25 protein-coding genes are annotated in these 18,947 nt (G+C 50.0%); 8 read left to right on the forward strand and 17 right to left on the reverse strand.

Going from position 1 to position 18,947, the window contains the following annotated elements; genetic code table 11:
* The coding region (groL, locus tag ON063_RS11640) for a chaperonin GroEL (protein WP_274665250.1) at positions 1 to 1,578 on the reverse strand (1,578 nt) is incomplete at its 3' end.
* Positions 1,579 to 1,617: 39 nt separating this feature from the next.
* Positions 1,618 to 1,902: a co-chaperone GroES gene (gene groES / locus ON063_RS11645; protein ID WP_074032569.1), complete on the reverse strand. Its 285-nt coding sequence runs from the start codon at positions 1,900 to 1,902 to the stop codon at positions 1,618 to 1,620.
* Positions 1,903 to 2,115: 213 nt separating this feature from the next.
* On the opposite strand from groES, the gene ON063_RS11650 reads away from it, so the two are divergent.
* Both ON063_RS11650 and ON063_RS11655 read left to right on the forward strand, forming a co-directional pair.
* Positions 2,116 to 2,811: a CPBP family intramembrane glutamic endopeptidase gene (locus ON063_RS11650; protein WP_084156048.1), complete on the forward strand. Its 696-nt coding sequence runs from the start codon at positions 2,116 to 2,118 to the stop codon at positions 2,809 to 2,811.
* A 16-nt stretch (positions 2,812 to 2,827) separates the two neighbouring features.
* Positions 2,828 to 3,037: a YdiK family protein gene (locus ON063_RS11655; RefSeq protein ID WP_015880600.1), complete on the forward strand. Its 210-nt coding sequence runs from the start codon at positions 2,828 to 2,830 to the stop codon at positions 3,035 to 3,037.
* A gap of 15 nt (positions 3,038 to 3,052) precedes the next feature.
* Here the strand turns inward: ON063_RS11655 and ON063_RS11660 are convergent, their stop codons facing one another.
* Both ON063_RS11660 and ON063_RS11665 read right to left on the reverse strand, forming a co-directional pair.
* Complete coding sequence (locus ON063_RS11660; RefSeq protein WP_274665251.1) at positions 3,053 to 3,454, reverse strand: hypothetical protein; 402 nt, start codon at positions 3,452 to 3,454, stop codon at positions 3,053 to 3,055.
* A gap of 11 nt (positions 3,455 to 3,465) precedes the next feature.
* Positions 3,466 to 5,091: an ABC transporter substrate-binding protein gene (locus ON063_RS11665; RefSeq protein ID WP_274665252.1), complete on the reverse strand. Its 1,626-nt coding sequence runs from the start codon at positions 5,089 to 5,091 to the stop codon at positions 3,466 to 3,468.
* A gap of 99 nt (positions 5,092 to 5,190) precedes the next feature.
* On the opposite strand from ON063_RS11665, the gene ON063_RS11670 reads away from it, so the two are divergent.
* Entirely contained in the window at positions 5,191 to 6,402 is a 1,212-nt protein-coding gene (locus tag ON063_RS11670) for an MDR family MFS transporter (protein WP_274665253.1), read from the forward strand.
* A 36-nt stretch (positions 6,403 to 6,438) separates the two neighbouring features.
* On the opposite strand, the gene ON063_RS11675 is transcribed toward ON063_RS11670, so the two are convergent.
* Positions 6,439 to 6,837, reverse strand: a complete 399-nt coding sequence (locus tag ON063_RS11675) for a hypothetical protein (protein ID WP_274665254.1) — start codon at positions 6,835 to 6,837, stop codon at positions 6,439 to 6,441.
* A complete protein-coding gene (locus tag ON063_RS11680; protein ID WP_015880595.1) occupies positions 6,834 to 6,992 on the reverse strand; it encodes a hypothetical protein in 159 nt (52 codons plus the stop codon). Before ON063_RS11680 ends, ON063_RS11675 begins: the two co-directional genes overlap by 4 nt.
* A 104-nt stretch (positions 6,993 to 7,096) precedes the next feature.
* Here ON063_RS11680 and ON063_RS11685 point away from each other — a divergent pair, with 104 nt between their 5' ends.
* Positions 7,097 to 7,432, forward strand: coding sequence for a TM2 domain-containing protein (locus tag ON063_RS11685; RefSeq protein ID WP_214697039.1), 336 nt, complete (start codon positions 7,097 to 7,099; stop codon positions 7,430 to 7,432).
* 37 nt (positions 7,433 to 7,469) lie between these two features.
* Here ON063_RS11685 and ON063_RS11690 read toward each other — a convergent pair whose 3' ends face one another.
* The 6 genes from ON063_RS11690 to ON063_RS11715 form a co-directional block, all read right to left on the reverse strand.
* Positions 7,470 to 7,829, reverse strand: coding sequence for an NADPH-dependent F420 reductase (locus ON063_RS11690; protein ID WP_274665255.1), 360 nt, complete (start codon positions 7,827 to 7,829; stop codon positions 7,470 to 7,472).
* Between the two features lie 11 nt (positions 7,830 to 7,840).
* Positions 7,841 to 8,023 carry an NAD(P)-dependent oxidoreductase gene (locus tag ON063_RS11695; RefSeq protein ID WP_274665256.1) on the reverse strand — a complete coding sequence of 61 codons (183 nt, stop codon included), beginning with the start codon at positions 8,021 to 8,023 and terminating at the stop codon, positions 7,841 to 7,843.
* Positions 8,024 to 8,026: 3 nt separating this feature from the next.
* A complete protein-coding gene (locus tag ON063_RS11700; RefSeq protein ID WP_214697041.1) occupies positions 8,027 to 8,500 on the reverse strand; it encodes a hypothetical protein in 474 nt (157 codons plus the stop codon).
* Positions 8,501 to 8,595: 95 nt separating this feature from the next.
* Positions 8,596 to 9,402, reverse strand: a complete 807-nt coding sequence (locus tag ON063_RS11705; RefSeq protein WP_274665257.1) for an ABC transporter ATP-binding protein — start codon at positions 9,400 to 9,402, stop codon at positions 8,596 to 8,598.
* Positions 9,399 to 10,445, reverse strand: coding sequence for a FecCD family ABC transporter permease (locus ON063_RS11710; RefSeq protein WP_274665258.1), 1,047 nt, complete (start codon positions 10,443 to 10,445; stop codon positions 9,399 to 9,401). The genes ON063_RS11705 and ON063_RS11710 overlap by 4 nt, the downstream gene beginning before the upstream one ends.
* Positions 10,442 to 11,422, reverse strand: coding sequence for a FecCD family ABC transporter permease (locus ON063_RS11715; protein ID WP_274665259.1), 981 nt, complete (start codon positions 11,420 to 11,422; stop codon positions 10,442 to 10,444). Before ON063_RS11715 ends, ON063_RS11710 begins: the two co-directional genes overlap by 4 nt.
* Before the next feature lie 122 nt (positions 11,423 to 11,544).
* Between ON063_RS11715 and ON063_RS11720 the strand changes: the two genes are divergently transcribed.
* On the forward strand, positions 11,545 to 12,477 hold the full coding sequence (locus ON063_RS11720; protein WP_274665260.1) for an ABC transporter substrate-binding protein: 933 nt from the start codon (positions 11,545 to 11,547) through the stop codon (positions 12,475 to 12,477).
* Positions 12,478 to 12,561: 84 nt separating this feature from the next.
* Positions 12,562 to 12,744 carry a PspC domain-containing protein gene (locus tag ON063_RS11725; RefSeq protein ID WP_274665261.1) on the forward strand — a complete coding sequence of 61 codons (183 nt, stop codon included), beginning with the start codon at positions 12,562 to 12,564 and terminating at the stop codon, positions 12,742 to 12,744.
* Positions 12,745 to 12,779: 35 nt separating this feature from the next.
* On the opposite strand, the gene ON063_RS11730 is transcribed toward ON063_RS11725, so the two are convergent.
* From ON063_RS11730 to ON063_RS11745, 4 genes are all read right to left on the reverse strand, one after another.
* Positions 12,780 to 14,126 (reverse strand): FAD-dependent oxidoreductase, encoded by a 1,347-nt coding sequence (locus tag ON063_RS11730; RefSeq protein ID WP_274665262.1) that lies wholly within the window; start codon positions 14,124 to 14,126, stop codon positions 12,780 to 12,782.
* A 269-nt stretch (positions 14,127 to 14,395) separates the two neighbouring features.
* Positions 14,396 to 15,184 carry a twin-arginine translocase subunit TatC gene (gene tatC / locus ON063_RS11735; protein WP_214742996.1) on the reverse strand — a complete coding sequence of 263 codons (789 nt, stop codon included), beginning with the start codon at positions 15,182 to 15,184 and terminating at the stop codon, positions 14,396 to 14,398.
* 3 nt (positions 15,185 to 15,187) lie between these two features.
* Positions 15,188 to 15,406, reverse strand: coding sequence for a twin-arginine translocase TatA/TatE family subunit (tatA, locus tag ON063_RS11740; RefSeq protein ID WP_034770678.1), 219 nt, complete (start codon positions 15,404 to 15,406; stop codon positions 15,188 to 15,190).
* Complete coding sequence (locus ON063_RS11745; protein ID WP_015880579.1) at positions 15,406 to 16,062, reverse strand: redox-sensing transcriptional repressor Rex; 657 nt, start codon at positions 16,060 to 16,062, stop codon at positions 15,406 to 15,408. The genes tatA and ON063_RS11745 overlap by 1 nt, the downstream gene beginning before the upstream one ends.
* 150 nt (positions 16,063 to 16,212) lie before the next feature.
* Between ON063_RS11745 and ON063_RS11750 the strand changes: the two genes are divergently transcribed.
* A complete protein-coding gene (locus ON063_RS11750) occupies positions 16,213 to 18,114 on the forward strand; it encodes an ABC-F family ATP-binding cassette domain-containing protein (RefSeq protein ID WP_274665263.1) in 1,902 nt (633 codons plus the stop codon).
* Positions 18,111 to 18,515: a hypothetical protein gene (locus ON063_RS11755; RefSeq protein ID WP_274665264.1), complete on the forward strand. Its 405-nt coding sequence runs from the start codon at positions 18,111 to 18,113 to the stop codon at positions 18,513 to 18,515. The genes ON063_RS11750 and ON063_RS11755 overlap by 4 nt, the downstream gene beginning before the upstream one ends.
* Positions 18,516 to 18,659: 144 nt before the next feature.
* On the opposite strand, the gene ON063_RS11760 is transcribed toward ON063_RS11755, so the two are convergent.
* Positions 18,660 to 18,947 (reverse strand): SIR2 family protein (locus ON063_RS11760; protein WP_274665265.1); only part of this gene is annotated, 288 nt, incomplete at its 5' end.

Genomic DNA, 18,947 nt, shown 5'->3' on the forward strand with positions numbered 1-18,947 from the left:
TTTTTCTGGCTTGTCTGCGATGACGGCCTCTGTTGTGAGGAACATCGCTGAAACAGATGCTGCGTTTTGAAGAGCAGAACGCGTCACTTTCGCCGGGTCGACGATCCCATGTGCAATCATGTCGACGTATTCGCCAGTTGCCGCGTTGTACCCGACACCGACTGACTCGTTCTTGAGTTTCTCGACGATGACCGAACCTTCTTCACCCGCGTTTTCCGCGATTTGACGGACCGGTGCTTCGAGGGCACGAAGGACAAGTTTCACACCAGTTGCTTCATCCGCTGTCACTTCTGCAAGCAACGCACGAACTGCTGGGATGACGTTGATGAGTGATGTACCACCACCCGCAACAATTCCTTCTTCAACTGCTGCACGTGTCGCGTTGAGTGCGTCTTCGATGCGGAGTTTACGCTCTTTGAGCTCTGTCTCCGTAGCTGCACCGACTTTAACAACGGCTACGCCACCTGCGAGTTTCGCGAGACGCTCTTGGAGTTTTTCACGGTCGAAGTCAGACGTTGTCTCTTCGATTTGGTTACGAATCGTTTGAACGCGTGCTTTGATTGTTTCTTCGTTCCCTGCACCTTCGACGACAGTCGTTGTGTCTTTTGTGACGACGACTTTCGATGCGCGACCGAGCATGTCAAGTGATGCTGATTTAAGATCGAGACCGAGGTCTTCTGTGATGACTTGACCACCTGTGAGTGTCGCAAGGTCTTCAAGCATCGCTTTACGACGGTCACCGAATCCTGGTGCTTTGACGGCTACCGCGTTGAACGTACCACGGAGTTTGTTCAAGACGAGTGTCGCGAGGGCATCGCCTTCGATATCTTCTGCGACAATCAAGATCGGCTTCCCTTGTTGCACGACTTGCTCGAGCACCGGGATGATCTCTTGAATGTTCGAGATCTTCTTGTCTGTGATCAAGATGTACGGGTTGTCGAGTGACGCTTCCATCTTGTCAGAGTCTGAGATCATGTATGGTGACAAGTATCCACGGTCGAACTGCATCCCTTCGACGACGTCGAGTTCTGTCGTGAAGCCGCGTGATTCTTCGATTGTGATGACACCGTCGTTCCCGACGCGCTCCATCGCTTCTGCGATCAATTCGCCTACTTCTTCGTCCGCTGCCGAGATGGCTGCAACTTGTGCGATCGCTTCTTTTGACTCGATTGGTTTTGAAATCAATTTCAATTCTTCGAGTGCACGACGAACCGCTTTGTCGATTCCTTTACGAAGGATCATCGGGTTTGCGCCCGCTGTGACGTTCTTGAGCCCTTCACGAATCATCGCTTGTGCGAGGACTGTCGCTGTTGTCGTACCGTCCCCTGCGACTTCGTTCGTCTTCGACGCGACTTCAGCAACGAGTTTCGCGCCCATGTTTTCGAAGCGGTCTTCGAGTTCGATTTCTTTCGCGATTGTCACACCATCGTTCGTGATGAGTGGTGAACCGAATTTTTTCTCGAGGACGACGTTACGTCCTTTTGGTCCGATCGTTACTTTGACTGCGTCAGCGAGTGCGTCGACGCCGCGAAGCATCGCGTGACGTGCATCTTCTGAGAATTTGATATCTTTTGCCATCGTTCATTTCCCCCTAAAAAAGTTTTTGAATAATGGTGATTAGCCTACGATTGCGAGAATGTCGCTCTCGCGAACGATTAAGTACTCTTTTCCATCATGCTTCACTTCGGTACCTGCGTACTTCGAGTAGATGACCAAATCATTTTCTTTCACGTCGAGAGCGATGCGCTCGCCTTGGTCTGTCACGCGGCCCGTTCCGACTGCGATGACTTTCCCTTGTTGCGGCTTTTCTTTCGCCGTATCAGGAAGCACGATGCCCCCGATCGTCTTTTCTTCTTTCTCCACGACTTCGATGATGACACGATCGCCTAGTGGTTTTAACATGGAAAAACCCTCCTCCGAATATGAATGATGTAATGTGTATCGTAAGGTTTTAGCACTCAGTTAAAAGGAGTGCTAACATTGATAAGTGTAGTATGGGATGATTAAAAAATCAAGTGGGGAACATCAAAAAATGCTCCTACTCGCGGTCAAGAGAACTTATTTGTTACAATGAGAAAAAGGTAGGTTCATTCTTATGATTAAGGACGTGTTGAATTGGCTACATTAAACTCAAACCAATCGATAAATACCCGTTTTTCGATGGCGCCTAACATTCGTCTCCGGCACCTCACCCCGATTTTACTATATGCGTTCGTCCAACTGTTCCCGCTCGTGATTAGCGAAGTGCGACCGGAATGGTTAACAGAGACGTTCGTCGGGCTCTGGCTCGCCATCGGATTCGGTGTGACCATCGTATTATCAATCTTACTCATCTGGCCGGACTTGAAACAATACAAGGCGCAAGGCATTCAGTCGAACTTGAACGACACGGTCAAATGGATCGGACTCGGGATTTTGATGCAATATGGTCTCGTCATCGTGGCGAACTTGATTGAGACGGCCATCTCTGGTGAACTGGTCGAGTCGATGAACACACAAAATATTGCCGAGATGGTGGAAGTCATTCCACTCATGATTTTGCCGGTCGTCTTGCTCGGACCGATTATTGAAGAGATTCTCTTCCGTCATATTTTGTTCGGAAACTTGAACGCTCGCTTCGGGTTCTGGATTGCTTTTGGGGTCAGTTCGATCCTATTCGCGCTCATCCACCAAGACAATCGGTTTCTCGTGTATATCGCGATGAGCTTCGCGTTCTCATACGCGTATGCGAAGACGAGACGATTAATCGTGCCAATCGCCATCCACGCGTTCAACAACGCGCTCGTGATGCTCGTACTATTTTTAATGTAGAAATGAGGTGGCAGTTATGCCGCGACAATTAAAAGTGATGATGCTCTTCAGTCTCTCGTTCGGTGTGTTGTTCACCGTCCTCGCGTACTTCTCGGTACAAGAGTACGGCTTCAGCTTCTGGACGTACTTTATCATCGCCGTCGCCGCTTACGACTTTTTCAAAGTGTATCAAATCTTGGCACTCGCCCGAAAAGTCAAAAAAGAAGGCACGGACAAATCCGCATAACGAAATCCCCGAGTCTTACGAGCTCGGGGTTTTTCTTATGATTGTAACTTTCGATTGATTCTGTATTTCTTCTTGATAGACACTCCGAATGAGCAGTCCACGCAGACCGAACAACACACCTAATGCGACATAAATGACATCAATCAATGAGATTTGTGGTTCATCCAAGAAGAAATTGATGATAATGCTAATGACCAACAATCCATAGATTGTGATGCTCATGAGTGTCGCATCGACTTGTCTCATGATTCTCTTCGTCACCTTTTCCTCAAGCTTTTCAATCTCTTCGTGTCGATAACCATAAATCGCAAACCCTAGGCCTGTGATTGATAAGGCGACGAATTCACCATCCCATAGCGCGAATAAAAACAGTCCTACAAAAAAGATCATGAACCCAATGAGTAACTTCTTACGCACCATACCCCTCCTTACGACGGAATCCATAGTTTTGCAAAATCAAAATAACCGAACAAGTCGACACAGACGTCTTTCAGCTCGACTGGGAACGGAATCGTCCGCTCCTCGTTATAGAGCGGGATGAAGTACGACTTCTCTTTCAACTCACGCTCAATCTCGCGGTGCAGGGGCAACCAGTCCTCAAACGGTAACTCGTCATACTGTTCGATCCGTTCCGCTATCCCCTCCATGTAAGGGAGCACCTTATGCGGCGGCGAGTACTCGTTCGACATAAATTGTTCGAACCCGAGCGTCACGTTCCGCTCGAACACTTCCCCGTGAACGACCAGGTCGACATATTCATAATACGTTTTGTCGTGAATCGAATCTTTGAAGCTGATGGGCACGAACTCATAGGCAATCCCATGACGCGTCAACATCTCGGCAATCCAGTCGGTCGTATCGTTCGTATAGTCCGTCTGTTTGATTCGTATCGGACGGTCGAACGTGACGGGTACCCCTTTTGGAACATCATACGTCTCACTCAGCGAACCGAGAAAACCTCGGTCGTTCGGTGTTCTTCGCTCATTCAACGTCCCGATTTCCGGACGAATCTCCGCAATCAAGCGATGCATATAATGCCTCGCCTCTTCATTCGCGAACACACTATGCGGATGACTGTTTAAGATGACAAGTCCGAACCCGGACGGTGTCGAGATCAGTCCGGTCTCCTTGGAATCCCGCGACGAGATTCGATACGTCGGGTCATATCCGTCCGGCACTTTGATGAACTCGACACGATCTAAGAGCGCTCGGACTCCAAAATAGTTCTCGAAAGCGAGAAGGACCGTCTTCTCCTTGTCGTGGCGATCCAATTGAAACGGACCCGTCCCGACACTCCCTTTCGCGATGCTCGTATGAATCATCGACAGTTTCGGGATGTAGGAATTTCGGCGCCGGTCGAGCGTGACATCGACGCGATACGTGCCGTTCGATGCGATGTGCCGGACGTGCCGGTACATATAGCGATACACATCCGACTGAACGAGTGTGCGTAAACTCTTCGTCACGTCTTTACTCGTCATGAGCGACCCGTCATGAAAACGGACGCCTTTCCGAAGAAACAAGACGAGCGTACTTTCCTGCCATTCGTAATGATGGGCAAGCTCTCCTGTGACCTCTCCGGACGCATCAATCATGAAGAGACGATTGAATACGTTTTGGACGAGGTGGGCGCTATGGATGTCAGCCGCCTCAAGCGGATGTGTCGTTAAAAAGTGACGACGGCGCGGAATGATGAGCGCATCGCTCGATGTTTGAACGTAACCGAACTTTTTCTCGAGCTGACGCATGAAGCGCCCAGCCTGCGCATGCGACCAGTCCCATTCGAGCTGACTCGTCACCGCTTCGACCGACTCTTTCTCCATGCGTTCGAGCAGCTGTTTTGCCAAGTCGCGCTCCACGTGTCGCAGCCATTCAAGTCGCGTCAAGTTTCCGCGACCGCGTCCGCTCGTATACGTGAGCCATCCTTCCTCTTGCCATCTTGCCAAATGACGCTTCGTCTGTTTCGGGCTTAAATGGATGGCTTCCGCCATATCAGAAATCGTGTACGCCCCGTCCCGACACTCTTTCCACAATCGAAATAAATATGCATCCACGTCGCATCCCCCTAAAAGTGGACATCTTTTCCCCATATCGTCCATTTTTCAAATCCGTTGTCTTGTTTATCATACAGGTACAGAATGGAAGGTGACAAGATGAAATGGAAAGATATACCTAAGCCAATTAAAGTTCGACTCGTGACATCATTTTTCAATCGTTCAGTCTCATTCGCCATCATGCCGTTCATGGCACTTCTCTTTGTCAAAGCGTTCAATGAATGGATTGCGGGTGTCTTCTTAGTCTCGCTCGTCTGTCTCGGATACGTCATCGGGTTAATCGGGGGATACCTCGCTGATAAATTTTCACGGAAACGACTCCTCGTGTTGACGGCTAGCCTCACAGCATCGATGTTTCTCGTCATGACGCTCAGTCTCCAGTTCGACCAGATGATCGTCTTCATGATCGCCTATACGATCTTCACGGTCACAAATAACCTCGGTCGGCCGGCGATGAGCGCGATCATCATCGATGCGACGACGCCGGAGAACCGAAAAGCCGTATACGCGCTCGATTACTGGTTGATCAACCTCTCAATCACGATTGGGACGGCACTCGGAGGCTGGCTCTATGTCAGCAATCAGCTGTTACTGTTTTGGATTTTGACGTTCACGTCAAGCATGTTGCCGATTGCGTACGCCATTTTCCTTGAAGACACGAAACAGACGTGGACCTCACAAAAGCTCAAGCTCGTCTTCGTCGACGTGTTCCAAAGCTATCAAATCGCCTGGCGTGACCGCCCGTTCGTCAAAGTCGTCTTCCAGTTCTCGATGGGCAGTTACGTCGCCGTCCGACTCGCCGATTCATTTGAACCGCTCTCGTTCGAAGACTGGACGATCAATGGGGTGCGGATGATGAGCTTGATCCAAATCGAGAACACGCTCATTGTCGTCGCGTTGACGTTCTTCATTCAACGTCTCGCCTCACGCTTCTCAAATAAATACACATTACTCGGCGGGCTCGCGTTGTACACAATCGGCTACGCGGTCATCACGAGTGCGAATTCGATGATGCTCCTCCTCGGCTTCATGCTCATCGCCACGTTCGGGGAATTGTTGTACTCACCCGTGTTGAACACGGAGAAGGCGAACATGATGCCAGAAGACCGACGTGGTGCGTACTCAGCATTTGCCGGGACGTCGTTCGCCGGTGCCGACTTCTTATCGCGCTCGACGATTTTGATCGGATCGCTTCTCACACCGTTCATGATGAGCGTCTATATCGGACTGTTGGTCAGCTTCGGCTGTTTCCTCGTCTTTAGCGGAATTTATGTAAAAGAAAAGCTCGTCCTACGACGAGCGGCTTCCTAAATAAAACCCATCCTTTCTCATGCGAAGGGATGGGTTTTAATCGAGCTGTTCTTGGTGCATGGCATAAATCAATGTCAACGCCCGGATACAAAAGACTGTCGAGAAGCCGTAAATGCTCAGCTCGAGCAATGAAATAGAAGGATCTTGTAAACCGAGCGAGACCACATAGCCCACTAAACAAAGCAAGACGACAAGTGTGATGGTCCACTCATCCGACTTCCGCTTCATCTTCTCGGCTAACCCCTTCTCTTCTTTTTCTACACGCTCCCGTTGCCAAAAGTAAAAGAACAAGGCATACATCGCAAATGAGATTCTCGGAACGTCACCTAAAAGTAAATCAAAGATGATCAGACCTAAAAATAGATATGTCCCCAACTGATAGCCACTCTGCATATGAAGACGCGAACGAAGTGGTCCATTTGCCCCCCACTTCATAACCCGATCACAGCCACAGTCAACCCACCGTAGACGAATCCGAGTACGATGGCGCTGATGGCCATTCGTTTATATTGTGGATACTGATACAGTGCAATCGCCCCACCGACGACGTGAACAAACGCGACGATGAACGTCAAAATCGGAAAAAGCATAGCAAACCTCTTTTCTTTTTAGGAAATCATGGAAACAAATCCATTTTCCGATATACTAGAGTCCGAACTTATTATAACAATTATGGATAGGGAGTTGAAATCCGATGAATGTGTCACGCATGGATTTGACGACGGAAGAAATGCAGCTCGTCAACAGCGAAGTCGAGAAGCGCAAGCGCAGCTTACTCGTCGCGTACTTACTTTGGTTTTTCCTCGGTGCACTCGGTGCACATCGCTTTTATTTCAAAAAGATTGGGTCAGGAATTGCGATGGTCCTCCTCGTCGTCTTGACGCTCGGTTTCGGTGCCATCATCACAGGAATCTGGGCACTCGTCGATGCGTTCCTCATGCCAGGTTGGCAACAGCGCGAAGTCGAACAAATCGAACGTGAGACGATCGAGCTACTGCAAACACGCTCTGACCGCTATACAGGATTCTAATCAAAAAACGATCGAGGCTACTCGCCCCGATCGTTTTTCACTGTTCTTTTAAGTAGAATGCGAAGTCCCGTGTCTTCCGTTCTTTCACCGCATAATGAATCCATAGCCACGCTAACCCTTCTAGTTCACGGGCAAGCTTCAACCCATGGAGCGGATGCGTATCGAAGCCGATCTTGTTCGATAGCTCGACGACAAGTCGCACCGCTTCTTCATCATTTCCTGCGACAAACATGACAGAACCATCCGGATTACCTAAATTCTCGACGCCCGTCTGATTGAACGCCTTGACGACTTTCGTATCGGGAACGAGTCGCTGCAAATACTCCGCACCCGACACCCCGTCCGGTCGCTCGACTTCGTTAAACTCGATGGCGATCGGATTTGTCACATCAATCAACACTTTCCCATTCAGTCCATCAAGTGTCGGCAGCAGGTCGACGCAAGCACATCGCTCGCTGAGGCGACTTCTTGTAACGTCAACGTCCCTTCCCGCTCTGTCCGTGTCCCGTACAGCACTTTATAGCCAGCTTGCTCGAACTGCTCTCCGAGCGTGCGCCCGACTTTCCCGGCACCTAAGATTCCGAGTTTCATATCTCACAACTCCTCGTCTGTCCGTGTGACCGTTCCTCCATACTCTTCTGCGAGCCCGTCTAAAATCGATGGGTCGAATTCTTCCCCTATGGCCATGACGCCGGTCTGACCTGGTTCGATGTTACCGACCGTCCGTTTGAATGTATCTTGAATACCTTGCATATGCTTCACGTCTTTCGTGCCGCCGATGAGACCTCCTGTGAGTGTTCCGAATAAAATTCCGAACGGTCCACCGAGGATTCCAACCGCCATCCCGATGAGCGCACCTTTCGTTGACTTGTTGACGGGTGCGAGCTGCGCCGCATCCTCAAACGAGAACGCCCCGTTCTCTTCACGCTTGATGACGACCAATTGTTCAAAACCGACGAGCCCATCCGAATGGTACTTTTTCAGCTTACTGAACGCTTGATACGAGATGGCCTCTTCTGGGAACGTGAACGTGACGATGTGATACGGTTGTTTTTCCTTTTTAGCCATGAAAAATTCCTCCTTTAAGGTAGAAAGCATGACGAGCACTTACCCTACTCTTTTTCCCTGCTTTTCCGTAAAAAAACCTAGTCCGTAGACTAGGTTCAGGTCGGTCGTTTTTCATTCAACTCGTAGTGCGAATACGGTACACAGAGCGGTGTTCCATATAGCGGGTCTTCGGTTACGACGACCTTGAGACCGAATACGTCTTTCATGAACGTCTCGTCGACGACATCGTTCGGACTGCCTTCCCGATACACGTTACCACCTGCGAGAGCGATGACATGATCGGCATAGCGACAAGCGAGATGGAGGTCATGAAGTACCATGATGATGGTTTTGCCTTCTAACCGATTCAATCGATACATTAAATCCAAAATCTCGATTTGGTGCGACATATCCAAGTATGTCGTCGGTTCATCGAGCAGGATCGTCTCCGACTCTTGGGCAAGTGCCAACGCGATCCACACCCGTTGCTTTTGTCCACCGGAAAGGTTGCTGACGAGCGTGTCACGGAGCGACACCGTATCCGTGAAGGCGAGTGCCCGCTCAACCGCACGTTCATCGTCTTCCGAGTATCGTTTGAAGAACGTCTGATACGGATAACGACCGAAGCGGACGAGTTGTTCGACGGTCAATCCATCCGGCGCCACGTTCACTTGCGGCATGAATGCCATGAGTCGAGCCGCCTCTTTCGCGCGATACGAATCAAGCGGTTTTTCCCGAAATGCGATCTCCCCGCCTAATGCATCTCGCTGTCTCGCGAGCGTCGAGAGGAGGGTTGACTTCCCACATCCGTTCGCCCCGAGAAGAACGGTGATTTTTCCATGGGGAATGGAGAACGATAAATGATCGAGCACTGTCTTTTGTTCATATCCGATGGTCACTTGTTTCAAATCAAATGTGTTCATCTCATGCTTCCTTTCATCATCCGTCGAAGTAAATAGAAGAAATACGGCGCTCCGATGACAGCCGTCATCACGCCAGTCCTTAGTTCGTACGGATAAAAAATAGTCCTAGCGAGTACGTCCGCCAACACCACGATTGTTGCCCCAACGAGAAGCGTCGCCCAGACGTAAGGGAGCTTCAATCCTTGACGGGCGATATGAGGTGCCATCAAGCCGACAAACCCGATCGCACCGACGAAAGCGACACCAATTCCGGCGAGTAGACACGATAGCAATAGCGTTCCACGCTGAATCCCACGTACCGGAACGCCGATGCTCGTCGCCGTCGCCTCACTGATATGAAGGGGGCGAACGTGACGTTCAATCAAAAAGGCCGCCAATAAAAAGAGGAGCACGAACGGCACCATGATCTTCAATTGATTCCACGTCGCAGCGTAGACGGTACCGGTAAGCCATTGTTGGATATCGTTCTTCCGATAGACGTTCGAGGCGAGCATCATGAACTGAACAATCCCTTGCGAGAAGATGCTGATACCAATCCCGACGAGGGCAAGACGGACGGGTGGAACTCCACGTTTCAATAAATAAAAGAGGAACATGCCGACAATGATTGCCCCTAGAAACGAGGCAATCGGGATATAAGCGAGCGGGACCGACAGTTGGTTCGTTCGCTCATCCGTGAAGACGGTGAAAAACGTGGCTGTCGCAACTCCGGCGCCACCGACAATCCCGAAAATCTCTGGGGAGGCCAATTCATTTTTAATCGTCAGTTGTAACAAATGGCCACTGACGGCGAGACTCGCACCGGCAGTCACGGCCATCAACACGCGTGGCATCCGAAACTCGAAGACGATGAGCTGTTCGAACGCATCCCCCGCTCCGACGAACAAAGCAACGAGCGAAGCCGGGCTGAGGAACGTGTCGCCGATTGCGAGCCCGAAATAGATTGACAGGAGTAACCCTGTGATCAGTAGGAGGGCCAACTCGATTTCACGCTTTCGGAGCGTGAATGAGACGGGACCTTTTCGAAAGCGATATGTTTTCATGATTTAAAGACTCCTTGTCTGACACTGACGAGATAGATGAAGAATGCCCCACCGACGACCGCGAGCACGACGCCCACCGTCACTTCGCGTGGGAACAAGATGACTCGTCCTAAAATATCGGCCGCAAGCAACAGGACGCTTCCGATCAGGGCACTTCCTGCAAGACGAGCGAAAAAGGCCGTTCCGAACACATATTTCGCCAAATGGGGAGCGAGCAGGCCGACAAATGCAATCGGTCCTGCGAGCGCCACCCCGAATGCGGAGAGCACGACAGCTAGCGTCACCGCGAGAAACTTGATGACACCGACATTTTGTCCGAGCGAACGTGCGACCTGATCTCCGAGCGATAACGTCTCAAGCTCTTTACTGAGAAGCAGGACGAGCACGACCGCCCCCATCATCCATGGCAATAAGACCTCGACAAGACTGAGCGAACGTCCAGCGACCGACCCGGTCAACCAGAACAGTACCTCATCGAGCGCTCCTTCCTCATAAGCGATAATCGACTGAGTGAATGAGCTGAATAGAGCAGCGAGCGATGCACCCGCAAGTGTCATATACATGACGTTCCCACCATTCGCACTTAGCAGATACACAATCACACCGGCGATAAATGCTCCGATGAGCGAAGCTGTCGTGAATGAGGCGATACTGCTAAACCCAAAAAGGGTCACGAGCACGATGGCCAGGCTCGCACCTGCGTTCACAGCCAAAATATCGGGAGATGCGAGCGGGTTACGCGTCACAAGTTGAAAGATGAGACCGGCGAGACCGAGTACGCTCCCGACGAGTAGCGCAACGACTGTACGTGGGATTCGATTGTCTGCCAACGCAATCATCGCTTGTGATGAACCGTCTGCTTGAAACATCATCACATCTTCATGACTGACGGCGATGACACCGACCCGCAAGCTGATATAGCTTAAAATTGGTAAGCAAATGATCAAGAGAAGTAGTTTGATCCAAGGTTTTTTCATGTCCTCACTTCTTTCCTTTCCTACCATAGCAAATATTGCGTTCCATAAAAAGGGGTTGACAGTGAGAATCATTATCATTTATAGTCAGGTAGGAAAAATCACTTACATAGAGGAGAATTATCATGAAAAAATGGATGCTCACGTTACTGACGCTTTGCTTAACCATCGTACTCGCTGCTTGCGGCGGGTCAGAGAATACAGAGAGCGATACAAGTTCAGAGACGGCAACTCGCTCAATCGAACACGCAATGGGAACGGCAGATGTGCCTGAAAATCCGGAACGTGTCGTCGTCTTGACGAACGAAGGGACAGAGGCCCTTCTCGCCCTTGACATCAAACCGGTCGGGGCCGTCAAATCTTGGAACGGTGACCCGTGGTACCCACACATCGAGTCTGAAATGACAGATGTCACGGAAGTCGGGACAGAAAGTGAAGTCAACTTAGAGGCAATCGCGAAACTTAAGCCAGATCTCATCATCGGAACAAAACTTCGTCAAGAGAACATCTACGACAAATTGAACGCCATCGCGCCAACAGTCATGTCAGAAACACTGAAAGGCGATTGGCAAGAAAACTTCGCCCTTTATGCGAACGCACTCAACCTTGAAGAAGAAGGGAACGAAGTGTTGGCAGCTTACGATCAGCATGTCGAAGACACAAAGTCTGAACTCGGAGACGCTGTGAACAAAGAACTTTCGGTCGTCCGCTTCCTTCCTGGTGCGTCACGCATTTACTTCACGGATAGCTTCTCGGGTGTCATCTTAGGAGATGTCGGAGTAAAACGCCCAGCTTCGCAAGATCGTACCGAGTTCGCTGAAGAAATCACGATGGAACGCATCCCAGAGATGGCTGGCGATCATATTGTCTACTTCACATATGGTGGAGCAGACGGATCAAAAACAGCCGAAGAATGGCAGTCGAACCAGTTATGGAAAGACCTCGATGCCGTCAAAGCAGGCGAAGTAACAGAAGTCAGTGATGACATCTGGAACACATCGGGTGGCGTCCTTTCTGCCAACCAAGTGCTTGATGAACTCGTCGACATTTTGAAATAATCAGTAGCGCGCCAATTGCATTGGTGCGCTTTTTCATACATTCATATGGTAAAATTTACATATCAACTCAAAAGGAGCTTTGCTATGCAACGTGCACTTCGTAAGTCCGCGACGGACCGCTCTCTGTCTGGAGTATGCGGTGGGATTGCTGAATACTTTGGTATTTCTTCAATCGGAGTTCGACTCATCTTTTTGATCCTCCCTGGGAGTTTCCTTCTTTATATGATTTTAACGAATTCCATGAAAGATGCACCTCGCTATCTATAAGAAAACGCGAAAGCTGTTAGCTTCCGCGTTTTTTGTTAGGCATTCACTTTATCTTTCATCGCTTCAAGCGCTCCGCTGTTCAAGAAGTGCCAAGGTTTGTTGTAATGCGGTTGGAAGAAGAAATCGACGTATGCGAGTTCTTCGACCGTCATCTCGTTTTGGATAGCGAGGGAGAGCGTGTTGACCGCTTGTGTCAAATCCGCTTTTGACAACACTTGTCCACCGACAATGCGATGTGTCTCTTTTTCATAGACGAGTTTGAATTCGACTTTCTCTGCGGTCGGCATGAACTCCGGACGATATGCATCCTCAATGATGACACTTTCTACGTCAAGTCCGAATTGGGCTGCCGCTTCTTCTGTCAAACCAGACGACGCGATGTTCCAGTCATAGAGTCGAAGTCCTGACGTTCCTTGCGTCCCTTGATAGCGGACACGTGGTTGCATCATATTTTCCGCGACGAGCGTCCCCATACGGACAGCGTTCGTTGCAAGTGGGATGTAGGCATGTGTGCGTGCCGGGTTGTAGTAGACTGCACAGCTGTCCCCTGCCGCAAAGATGTCCAGGTTGCTCGTGCGCATGTATTCGTCGACGATGATCGCACCGTTCCCGAGCATATCGACCTGCCCTTCGAGGAGTCCTGTATTCGGACGGAATCCGACGCACAAGATGACAAGGTCCGCCTCGAATTCGCCTTTGTCTGTCACGACATGTGTGACGTTTCCTTCTGTACCACGGAACGCTTCGACCGTCTGACCGAGTTCGAGGTCGATTCCCCGACTAGTCATGTCCGCTTCTAATAGATCTGTGAACGACTTGTCGAGGTATTTGTTCAAGATGCGGTCGGCACTATCGATGAATGTAACATGTTTCCCGTATGCTTCGAACGCCTCGACGAGTTCGACTCCGATATAACCTGCCCCGATGACGGCAATCTTCGTCGCATCTGTCGCGCGCTCGATGATCCGTTGGGCATGCGCATAGTTTTTACAGAGTTCGATTCCATTCATTTCGATTCCTGGGAGTGTTGGGACAATCGGCCATGAACCCGTCGTTACGATCAAGCGGTCATACGTGTCGTGCACGTCTTCCCCCGTCTCGAGATTTTTGGCGTGGACCGTCTTTGCTTCGGCGTCAATCGACAAGACATCATGTTTCATGCGCATGGTCGCTCCGAGCTCTTCAAGCTCACGTGGAGAGGAGTAGAATAATTCTTCTGCACGTTGGACGACCCCACCGACGTGGAGCGCAATCCCACACGAGAGGAAGCTGACATTGTCGTTCCGCTCGTAAACGGTGATGTCGAGATTGTCGTGCTTGGCGAGTAAACCTTTGACTGCTGCTGTTCCTGCGTGTGTACATCCGATGACTGCGATTTTCATATGAGTCGTCGACTGCTGCTGTTCCTGCGTGTGTACATCCGATGACTGCGATTTTCATATGAGTCGTCTCTCCTTTTATGTTAGACAGTACGTTTCTTTTTATATTGTGATAAACATCACATTAACTTCTTGACCTTAGTGTACTATTTCACAATGTAAGGTTCAACGACTATGCTCACTATTTCACGTAAAAGTGTCTAAAGTTTGAACACCAGTTGAACTACAGTGTAATGCATATAAAAAGCATCGTCCCATTTACGGAACGATGCTTATTTCTCATTCATCTGTTTCATTAAATCCATCTGTTCTTGCACCATCGCTTCTTTCTCCCGGCGCAACACCCCTTTGTAGGCGACGCGTGAAATCGATAAACTGATTTCATATAGGAAGAAGAGTGGCAGTGACACCATAAGGTGCGACGTCAAATCCGGTGGTGTGATGAATGCCGCGACTACGAATAGCGCGAAGTACGCATACTTACGAATCTTCGATAAGAAGTATGGTGTCACGACACCAATCCGGGTCAAGAACATCGTCACGACCGGCAATTGGAACAATAGACCGAACGGAATCGTCAGTTGCAACAAGAACGTGAAGTAATTGTTCGCCCCGATGATTTGTTCGAGTCCAAGGTCTTGCCCGAGGTCCGTCGAGATATCGAGGACGAGCGGGAATAACCAGTAGTAGGCGAACGCAAGGCCGATCAAGAATAATCCGAAGATGATCGGGATATAGGCAAGGGTACCTTTCCGTTCATTCGGATGCAGACCGGGTGCGACAAACGCCCACACTTGATACAGTAGGAATGGGCTCGCCGCAATCAGGCCGATGATGAGCGCCAAGTTCAAGTAAATCATGAGCGGGTCCGCGACCCCAAAGGCGTTCAGTTCGAGCCCGCGTTCGACGAGATCTTCTTGCAAGTACGCGAGTACATATTTGACACTCGGCAAAGCCATCAAAAAGAAGGCAAAGACGACAAATGCAGATAGCATCAGTCGTCTCCGCAGCTCTGTCAAGTGATCGGTGAGTTCCCGCTCTTGATCAGGTTGATGATTCATGGCTTACTGCTCTTTCTTTTCGATAGCTTTCTTGTCGTTCTCGTCGTGCTCGTTCATCATGCCGTTCGTTGCATTTTTGAACTCACGAAGCGTTTGTCCGGCCGCGCGACCAAACTCCGGTAATTTCTTCGGTCCGAAGATGATGAGCGCGATGATGGCGATGATGAATAGACTCGCCCCACCCGGAATCCCGACGACGAGTGATGATGCTAGTAATTCCATTATTGATGGACCCCCTCAGCGGTTGGATAGTGTTGCATAAAGTAAATGAGTGACTGCAGCTCAATCGACAAATCGATGTGATGGACGCGAACCGTGTCCGGTACGGTAAGTCGTGCCGGTGTGAAGTTCAAGATGCCCTTGATACCGAAACGGACCAAGTCGTCTGCGACGGACTGCGCATAGGCAGAAGGTACCGTCAAAATGGCGACGTCAATCTTGTTTTGCTTCATAATTTGTTCCATCTCATCGACGTGATGAATTGGGACGCCTGACATCGTCGTGCCGACTTTTGTCTCGTCTGCGTCGAACCCGACGACGATATGTGTGTTATTGTTTTTAAGGAAGTTATAGTTGACGAATGCCGTCCCAAGGTGACCGACCCCGACCAAGGCGACATTCGTAATCTCGTCCTGATTCAGTGTCTTTCGGAAAAAGTCTAACAGATACTGCACGTTATAGCCATATCCCTTTTTACCGAGCGCACCGAAGTACGAGAAATCACGGCGAATCGTAGCCGAATCGACCTTGACCGCCTCACTCAGTTCTGCTGAAGAGACACGTTGTTTACCTGACGCGTGCAGGCTTTGAATAAATCGATAGTATAGTGGCAACCGTTTGGCTGTCGCTTGTGGAATCTTTGGTTCGTTTTGACTCAACGGAAAGAGCCTCCTTTTTACGACACGTTACAAACGAATCTGAATTTCATACACCTTGATTGTAAACGAATTCACATGACCACTCAACGAATATACCTAAAATCGCTGAAAAATACAGTATACTAAATAGAGAGAAAGGGGTTTTTTCACTTGATCCTACTGCAAGTCAATAACTTATCCAAATCCTTCGGCGTCGAGCCGATTTTAGAAAACGTCAAACTCGAAATCCAAGAAGGCGAACGCGTCGCCCTCGTCGGCCGAAACGGGGCCGGGAAGTCGACGCTTTTGAAAGTCATCGCCGGTGAATACAACTATGACTCCGGGGACATCATGAAACCAAAAGACGTCACCATCGGCTATCTCGCCCAAGACTCAGGGCTCGAATCCGACGAGACGATTTGGAACGAGATGCTCACCGTCTTCACGGACTTGATCGAGCAAGAGAAGACGCTCCGTCGCATGGAAGCTGACATGGGCTCCGAACGAATCCTAAATGACGCCGCTTCGTACGAACGCCTCCTCTCCTCTTACGATGAAGAGCAGCACACGTTCAAAGAGCGCGGCGGTTACCAGTATGAAGCGACCATCCGCTCGGTCCTTCACGGGATGCGCTTCTATCCGGACGACTTCGAACGTCGGATCGATACGCTCTCTGGTGGACAACGGACACGTCTCGCCTTAGCGAAGATGCTCCTTCAAAGTCCCGACCTGCTCATCTTGGACGAGCCGACGAACCATTTGGACATCGAGACGCTCGCCTGGCTAGAGAAGTACTTGAGCGGCTATAAAGGTGCCGTCCTCATCGTCTCCCACGACCGATACTTCCTCGACCGCGTCGTCTCGGTCGTCTATGAGCTGTCACGTCATCGGAGCCGTCGCTTCGTCGGGAACTACACGAAGTATCTCGAACAGAAGGCTGCTCTCTACGAACAAGAGAAGAAGCAGTTTGAGTCGCAACAAGAAGAGATTGCCAAGATGCAGGACTTCATTCAGCGAAACATCGCCCGGGCGACGACGACGAAACGGGCGCAAAGCGTGCGAAAGCGTCTGGAGAAAGTCGACCGTCTCGATGCTCCGGACGGTGACGAACGCAGTGCTGTCCTCTCGTTCTCCATCAAACGACAGAGCGGAAACGATGTGTTGAGCGCGAGTGACCTCGCCATCGGGTATGAAGAACCGATTGCCCAAAATCTCCGTTTCCAGCTACAGCGCGGGGAATCCGTCGCTCTCGTCGGTCCGAACGGGGTCGGGAAGTCGACACTTCTCAAAGTGTTGACGAAACAACAAGCCGCCCTTACCGGTGATATCCGCTACGGGACCGGCGTCGAGATCGGCTACTACGATCAGGAGCAGCAGAACTTGTCGGACGCGAACCGTGTCATCGACGAGATTTGGAACGACTGGCCACTCATGCGCGAGCAAGAAGTGCGGAGTCTTCTCGGACAGTTCCTCTTCAGCGGCGATGACGTCATGAAGCGTGTCCATGAATTATCAGGCGGCGAACGCGCACGTCTCACGTTGGCCAAGCTGAAGCTCGAGCAACCGAACCTCCTCATTTTGGACGAGCCGACGAACCACTTGGACCTCGACTCGAAGATGATCTTAGAGAACGCCCTTCTCGACTATCCAGGTACGATTCTCTTCGTCTCGCACGACCGCTACTTCATCGACCGTCTCGCGACGCGTGTGTTAGAAATCACGCCGAACGGCATCGACGAGTATCTCGGTGACTATTCGTACTACGTCGAGAAGAAAGAAGAACTAGAAGAACTCGCGCGACTCGCCCGTGAAGAGACAAAGCAGGTCGTCGTGAAAAAACAGCGTGCCGATAAGGAACAACAACGGGAAGAGCGCCGCATCAAACAGCGCATCGAAGAGATTGAGCTGGCAATCGAGCAACATGAAAATCGCCTCGACGAAATCGAACAGTTGCTTTGTGAGCCGGACGTCTTCAACGACTTCGCCCGTGCCCAGGAGTTGTCGACCGAATCGGACGCAGCGAAAGAATCCATCACCGCACTTTATGCGGAATGGGAGGAACTCCATACATGATGCGTACACGTGCCATGCGAATCGAGTTCATCCAAGCGTTCCTCACGGGACTGGCCTACATTGTGCCGACTGGAACCGAGTTCGTATCTGAACTCATCCGCGGGGAGCCGACGATCGTTCCGTCTATTCTCTTTTACTTTTTACCGGTCGTGATTGGCTTCATCATTCAGACGTGGCCAGGGATTCTACTCAGTCTTTTCAGTGGCCTGCTCATGAGCACACTCTTCATCCGTATCGTCGTCTGGCCGGTCGACGTGACCGTTCACACGTTCTATGCGCCCGGCTCGGTGTGGGCTCACTTCTATGAAGAGACGCTCTTCATGTGGATCCTTGCCCTCCTCGTCTTTATCGTGAGCCGCATCAATACATGGCATCGCGAGAATTATCGACAACCGAAATAATAATATAAAGCCGTTCTCCTCATCAGAGACCGGCTTTATATAAAAATTTTATATTATTTTATCATCTCTATAAATAAAATAAGTAACCTGTGATCACCTCTCAAGTTGGAACTCCATAGTGTACAAAGTCAACAACACTATATTTTATTGTGTTCTCAAACTATCCAGCAAACCGGGTATTTCATTATGTTCTTTTACCCATATTACGTTCAATCCCAATTCTTTAAACTCCGCTTCTTTTAGAGCATGATATACATTAGAAAATTTAGTCATATTACTATTTTCAGATTCTTCAGAAAAAACATCTCTTTTCAATATTATAAAGTGGTTAGATTGCTCAACATCACTTTGTTTTCTCTTCGCTATCTCTAACAATCGTCTTACATTTGGATCTGTCATCGATACACCAATAAAAAGACATGTCCTTTCCCT

The sequence above is a fragment of the Exiguobacterium sp. B2(2022) genome (assembly GCF_028823655.1).
Classification (GTDB): Bacteria; Bacillota; Bacilli; order Exiguobacteriales; family Exiguobacteriaceae; genus Exiguobacterium; species Exiguobacterium aestuarii_A.

Excerpts from the sequence above, each read along its gene's own strand:
- ON063_RS11720 (WP_274665260.1), top strand. The coding sequence starts at position 11,545 with ATGAAAAAATGGATGCTCACGTTACTGACGCTTTGCTTAACCATCGTA.
- ON063_RS11655 (WP_015880600.1), top strand. The coding sequence starts at position 2,828 with ATGCCGCGACAATTAAAAGTGATGATGCTCTTCAGTCTCTCGTTCGGT.
- ON063_RS11710 (WP_274665258.1), bottom strand. The coding sequence starts at position 10,445 with ATGAAAACATATCGCTTTCGAAAAGGTCCCGTCTCATTCACGCTCCGA.
- tatA (WP_034770678.1), bottom strand. The coding sequence starts at position 15,406 with ATGGAATTACTAGCATCATCACTCGTCGTCGGGATTCCGGGTGGGGCG.
- ON063_RS11700 (WP_214697041.1), bottom strand. The coding sequence starts at position 8,500 with ATGGCTAAAAAGGAAAAACAACCGTATCACATCGTCACGTTCACGTTC.
- ON063_RS11675 (WP_274665254.1), bottom strand. The coding sequence starts at position 6,837 with ATGAAGTGGGGGGCAAATGGACCACTTCGTTCGCGTCTTCATATGCAG.
- groES (WP_074032569.1), bottom strand. The coding sequence starts at position 1,902 with ATGTTAAAACCACTAGGCGATCGTGTCATCATCGAAGTCGTGGAGAAA.
- ON063_RS11730 (WP_274665262.1), bottom strand. The coding sequence starts at position 14,126 with ATGAAAATCGCAGTCATCGGATGTACACACGCAGGAACAGCAGCAGTC.
- ON063_RS11695 (WP_274665256.1), bottom strand. The coding sequence starts at position 8,023 with ATGAAACTCGGAATCTTAGGTGCCGGGAAAGTCGGGCGCACGCTCGGA.
- ON063_RS11685 (WP_214697039.1), top strand. The coding sequence starts at position 7,097 with ATGAATGTGTCACGCATGGATTTGACGACGGAAGAAATGCAGCTCGTC.
- ON063_RS11670 (WP_274665253.1), top strand. The coding sequence starts at position 5,191 with ATGAAATGGAAAGATATACCTAAGCCAATTAAAGTTCGACTCGTGACA.
- ON063_RS11725 (WP_274665261.1), top strand. The coding sequence starts at position 12,562 with ATGCAACGTGCACTTCGTAAGTCCGCGACGGACCGCTCTCTGTCTGGA.
- ON063_RS11705 (WP_274665257.1), bottom strand. The coding sequence starts at position 9,402 with ATGAACACATTTGATTTGAAACAAGTGACCATCGGATATGAACAAAAG.
- tatC (WP_214742996.1), bottom strand. The coding sequence starts at position 15,184 with ATGAATCATCAACCTGATCAAGAGCGGGAACTCACCGATCACTTGACA.
- ON063_RS11680 (WP_015880595.1), bottom strand. The coding sequence starts at position 6,992 with ATGCTTTTTCCGATTTTGACGTTCATCGTCGCGTTTGTTCACGTCGTC.
- ON063_RS11755 (WP_274665264.1), top strand. The coding sequence starts at position 18,111 with ATGATGCGTACACGTGCCATGCGAATCGAGTTCATCCAAGCGTTCCTC.
- ON063_RS11715 (WP_274665259.1), bottom strand. The coding sequence starts at position 11,422 with ATGAAAAAACCTTGGATCAAACTACTTCTCTTGATCATTTGCTTACCA.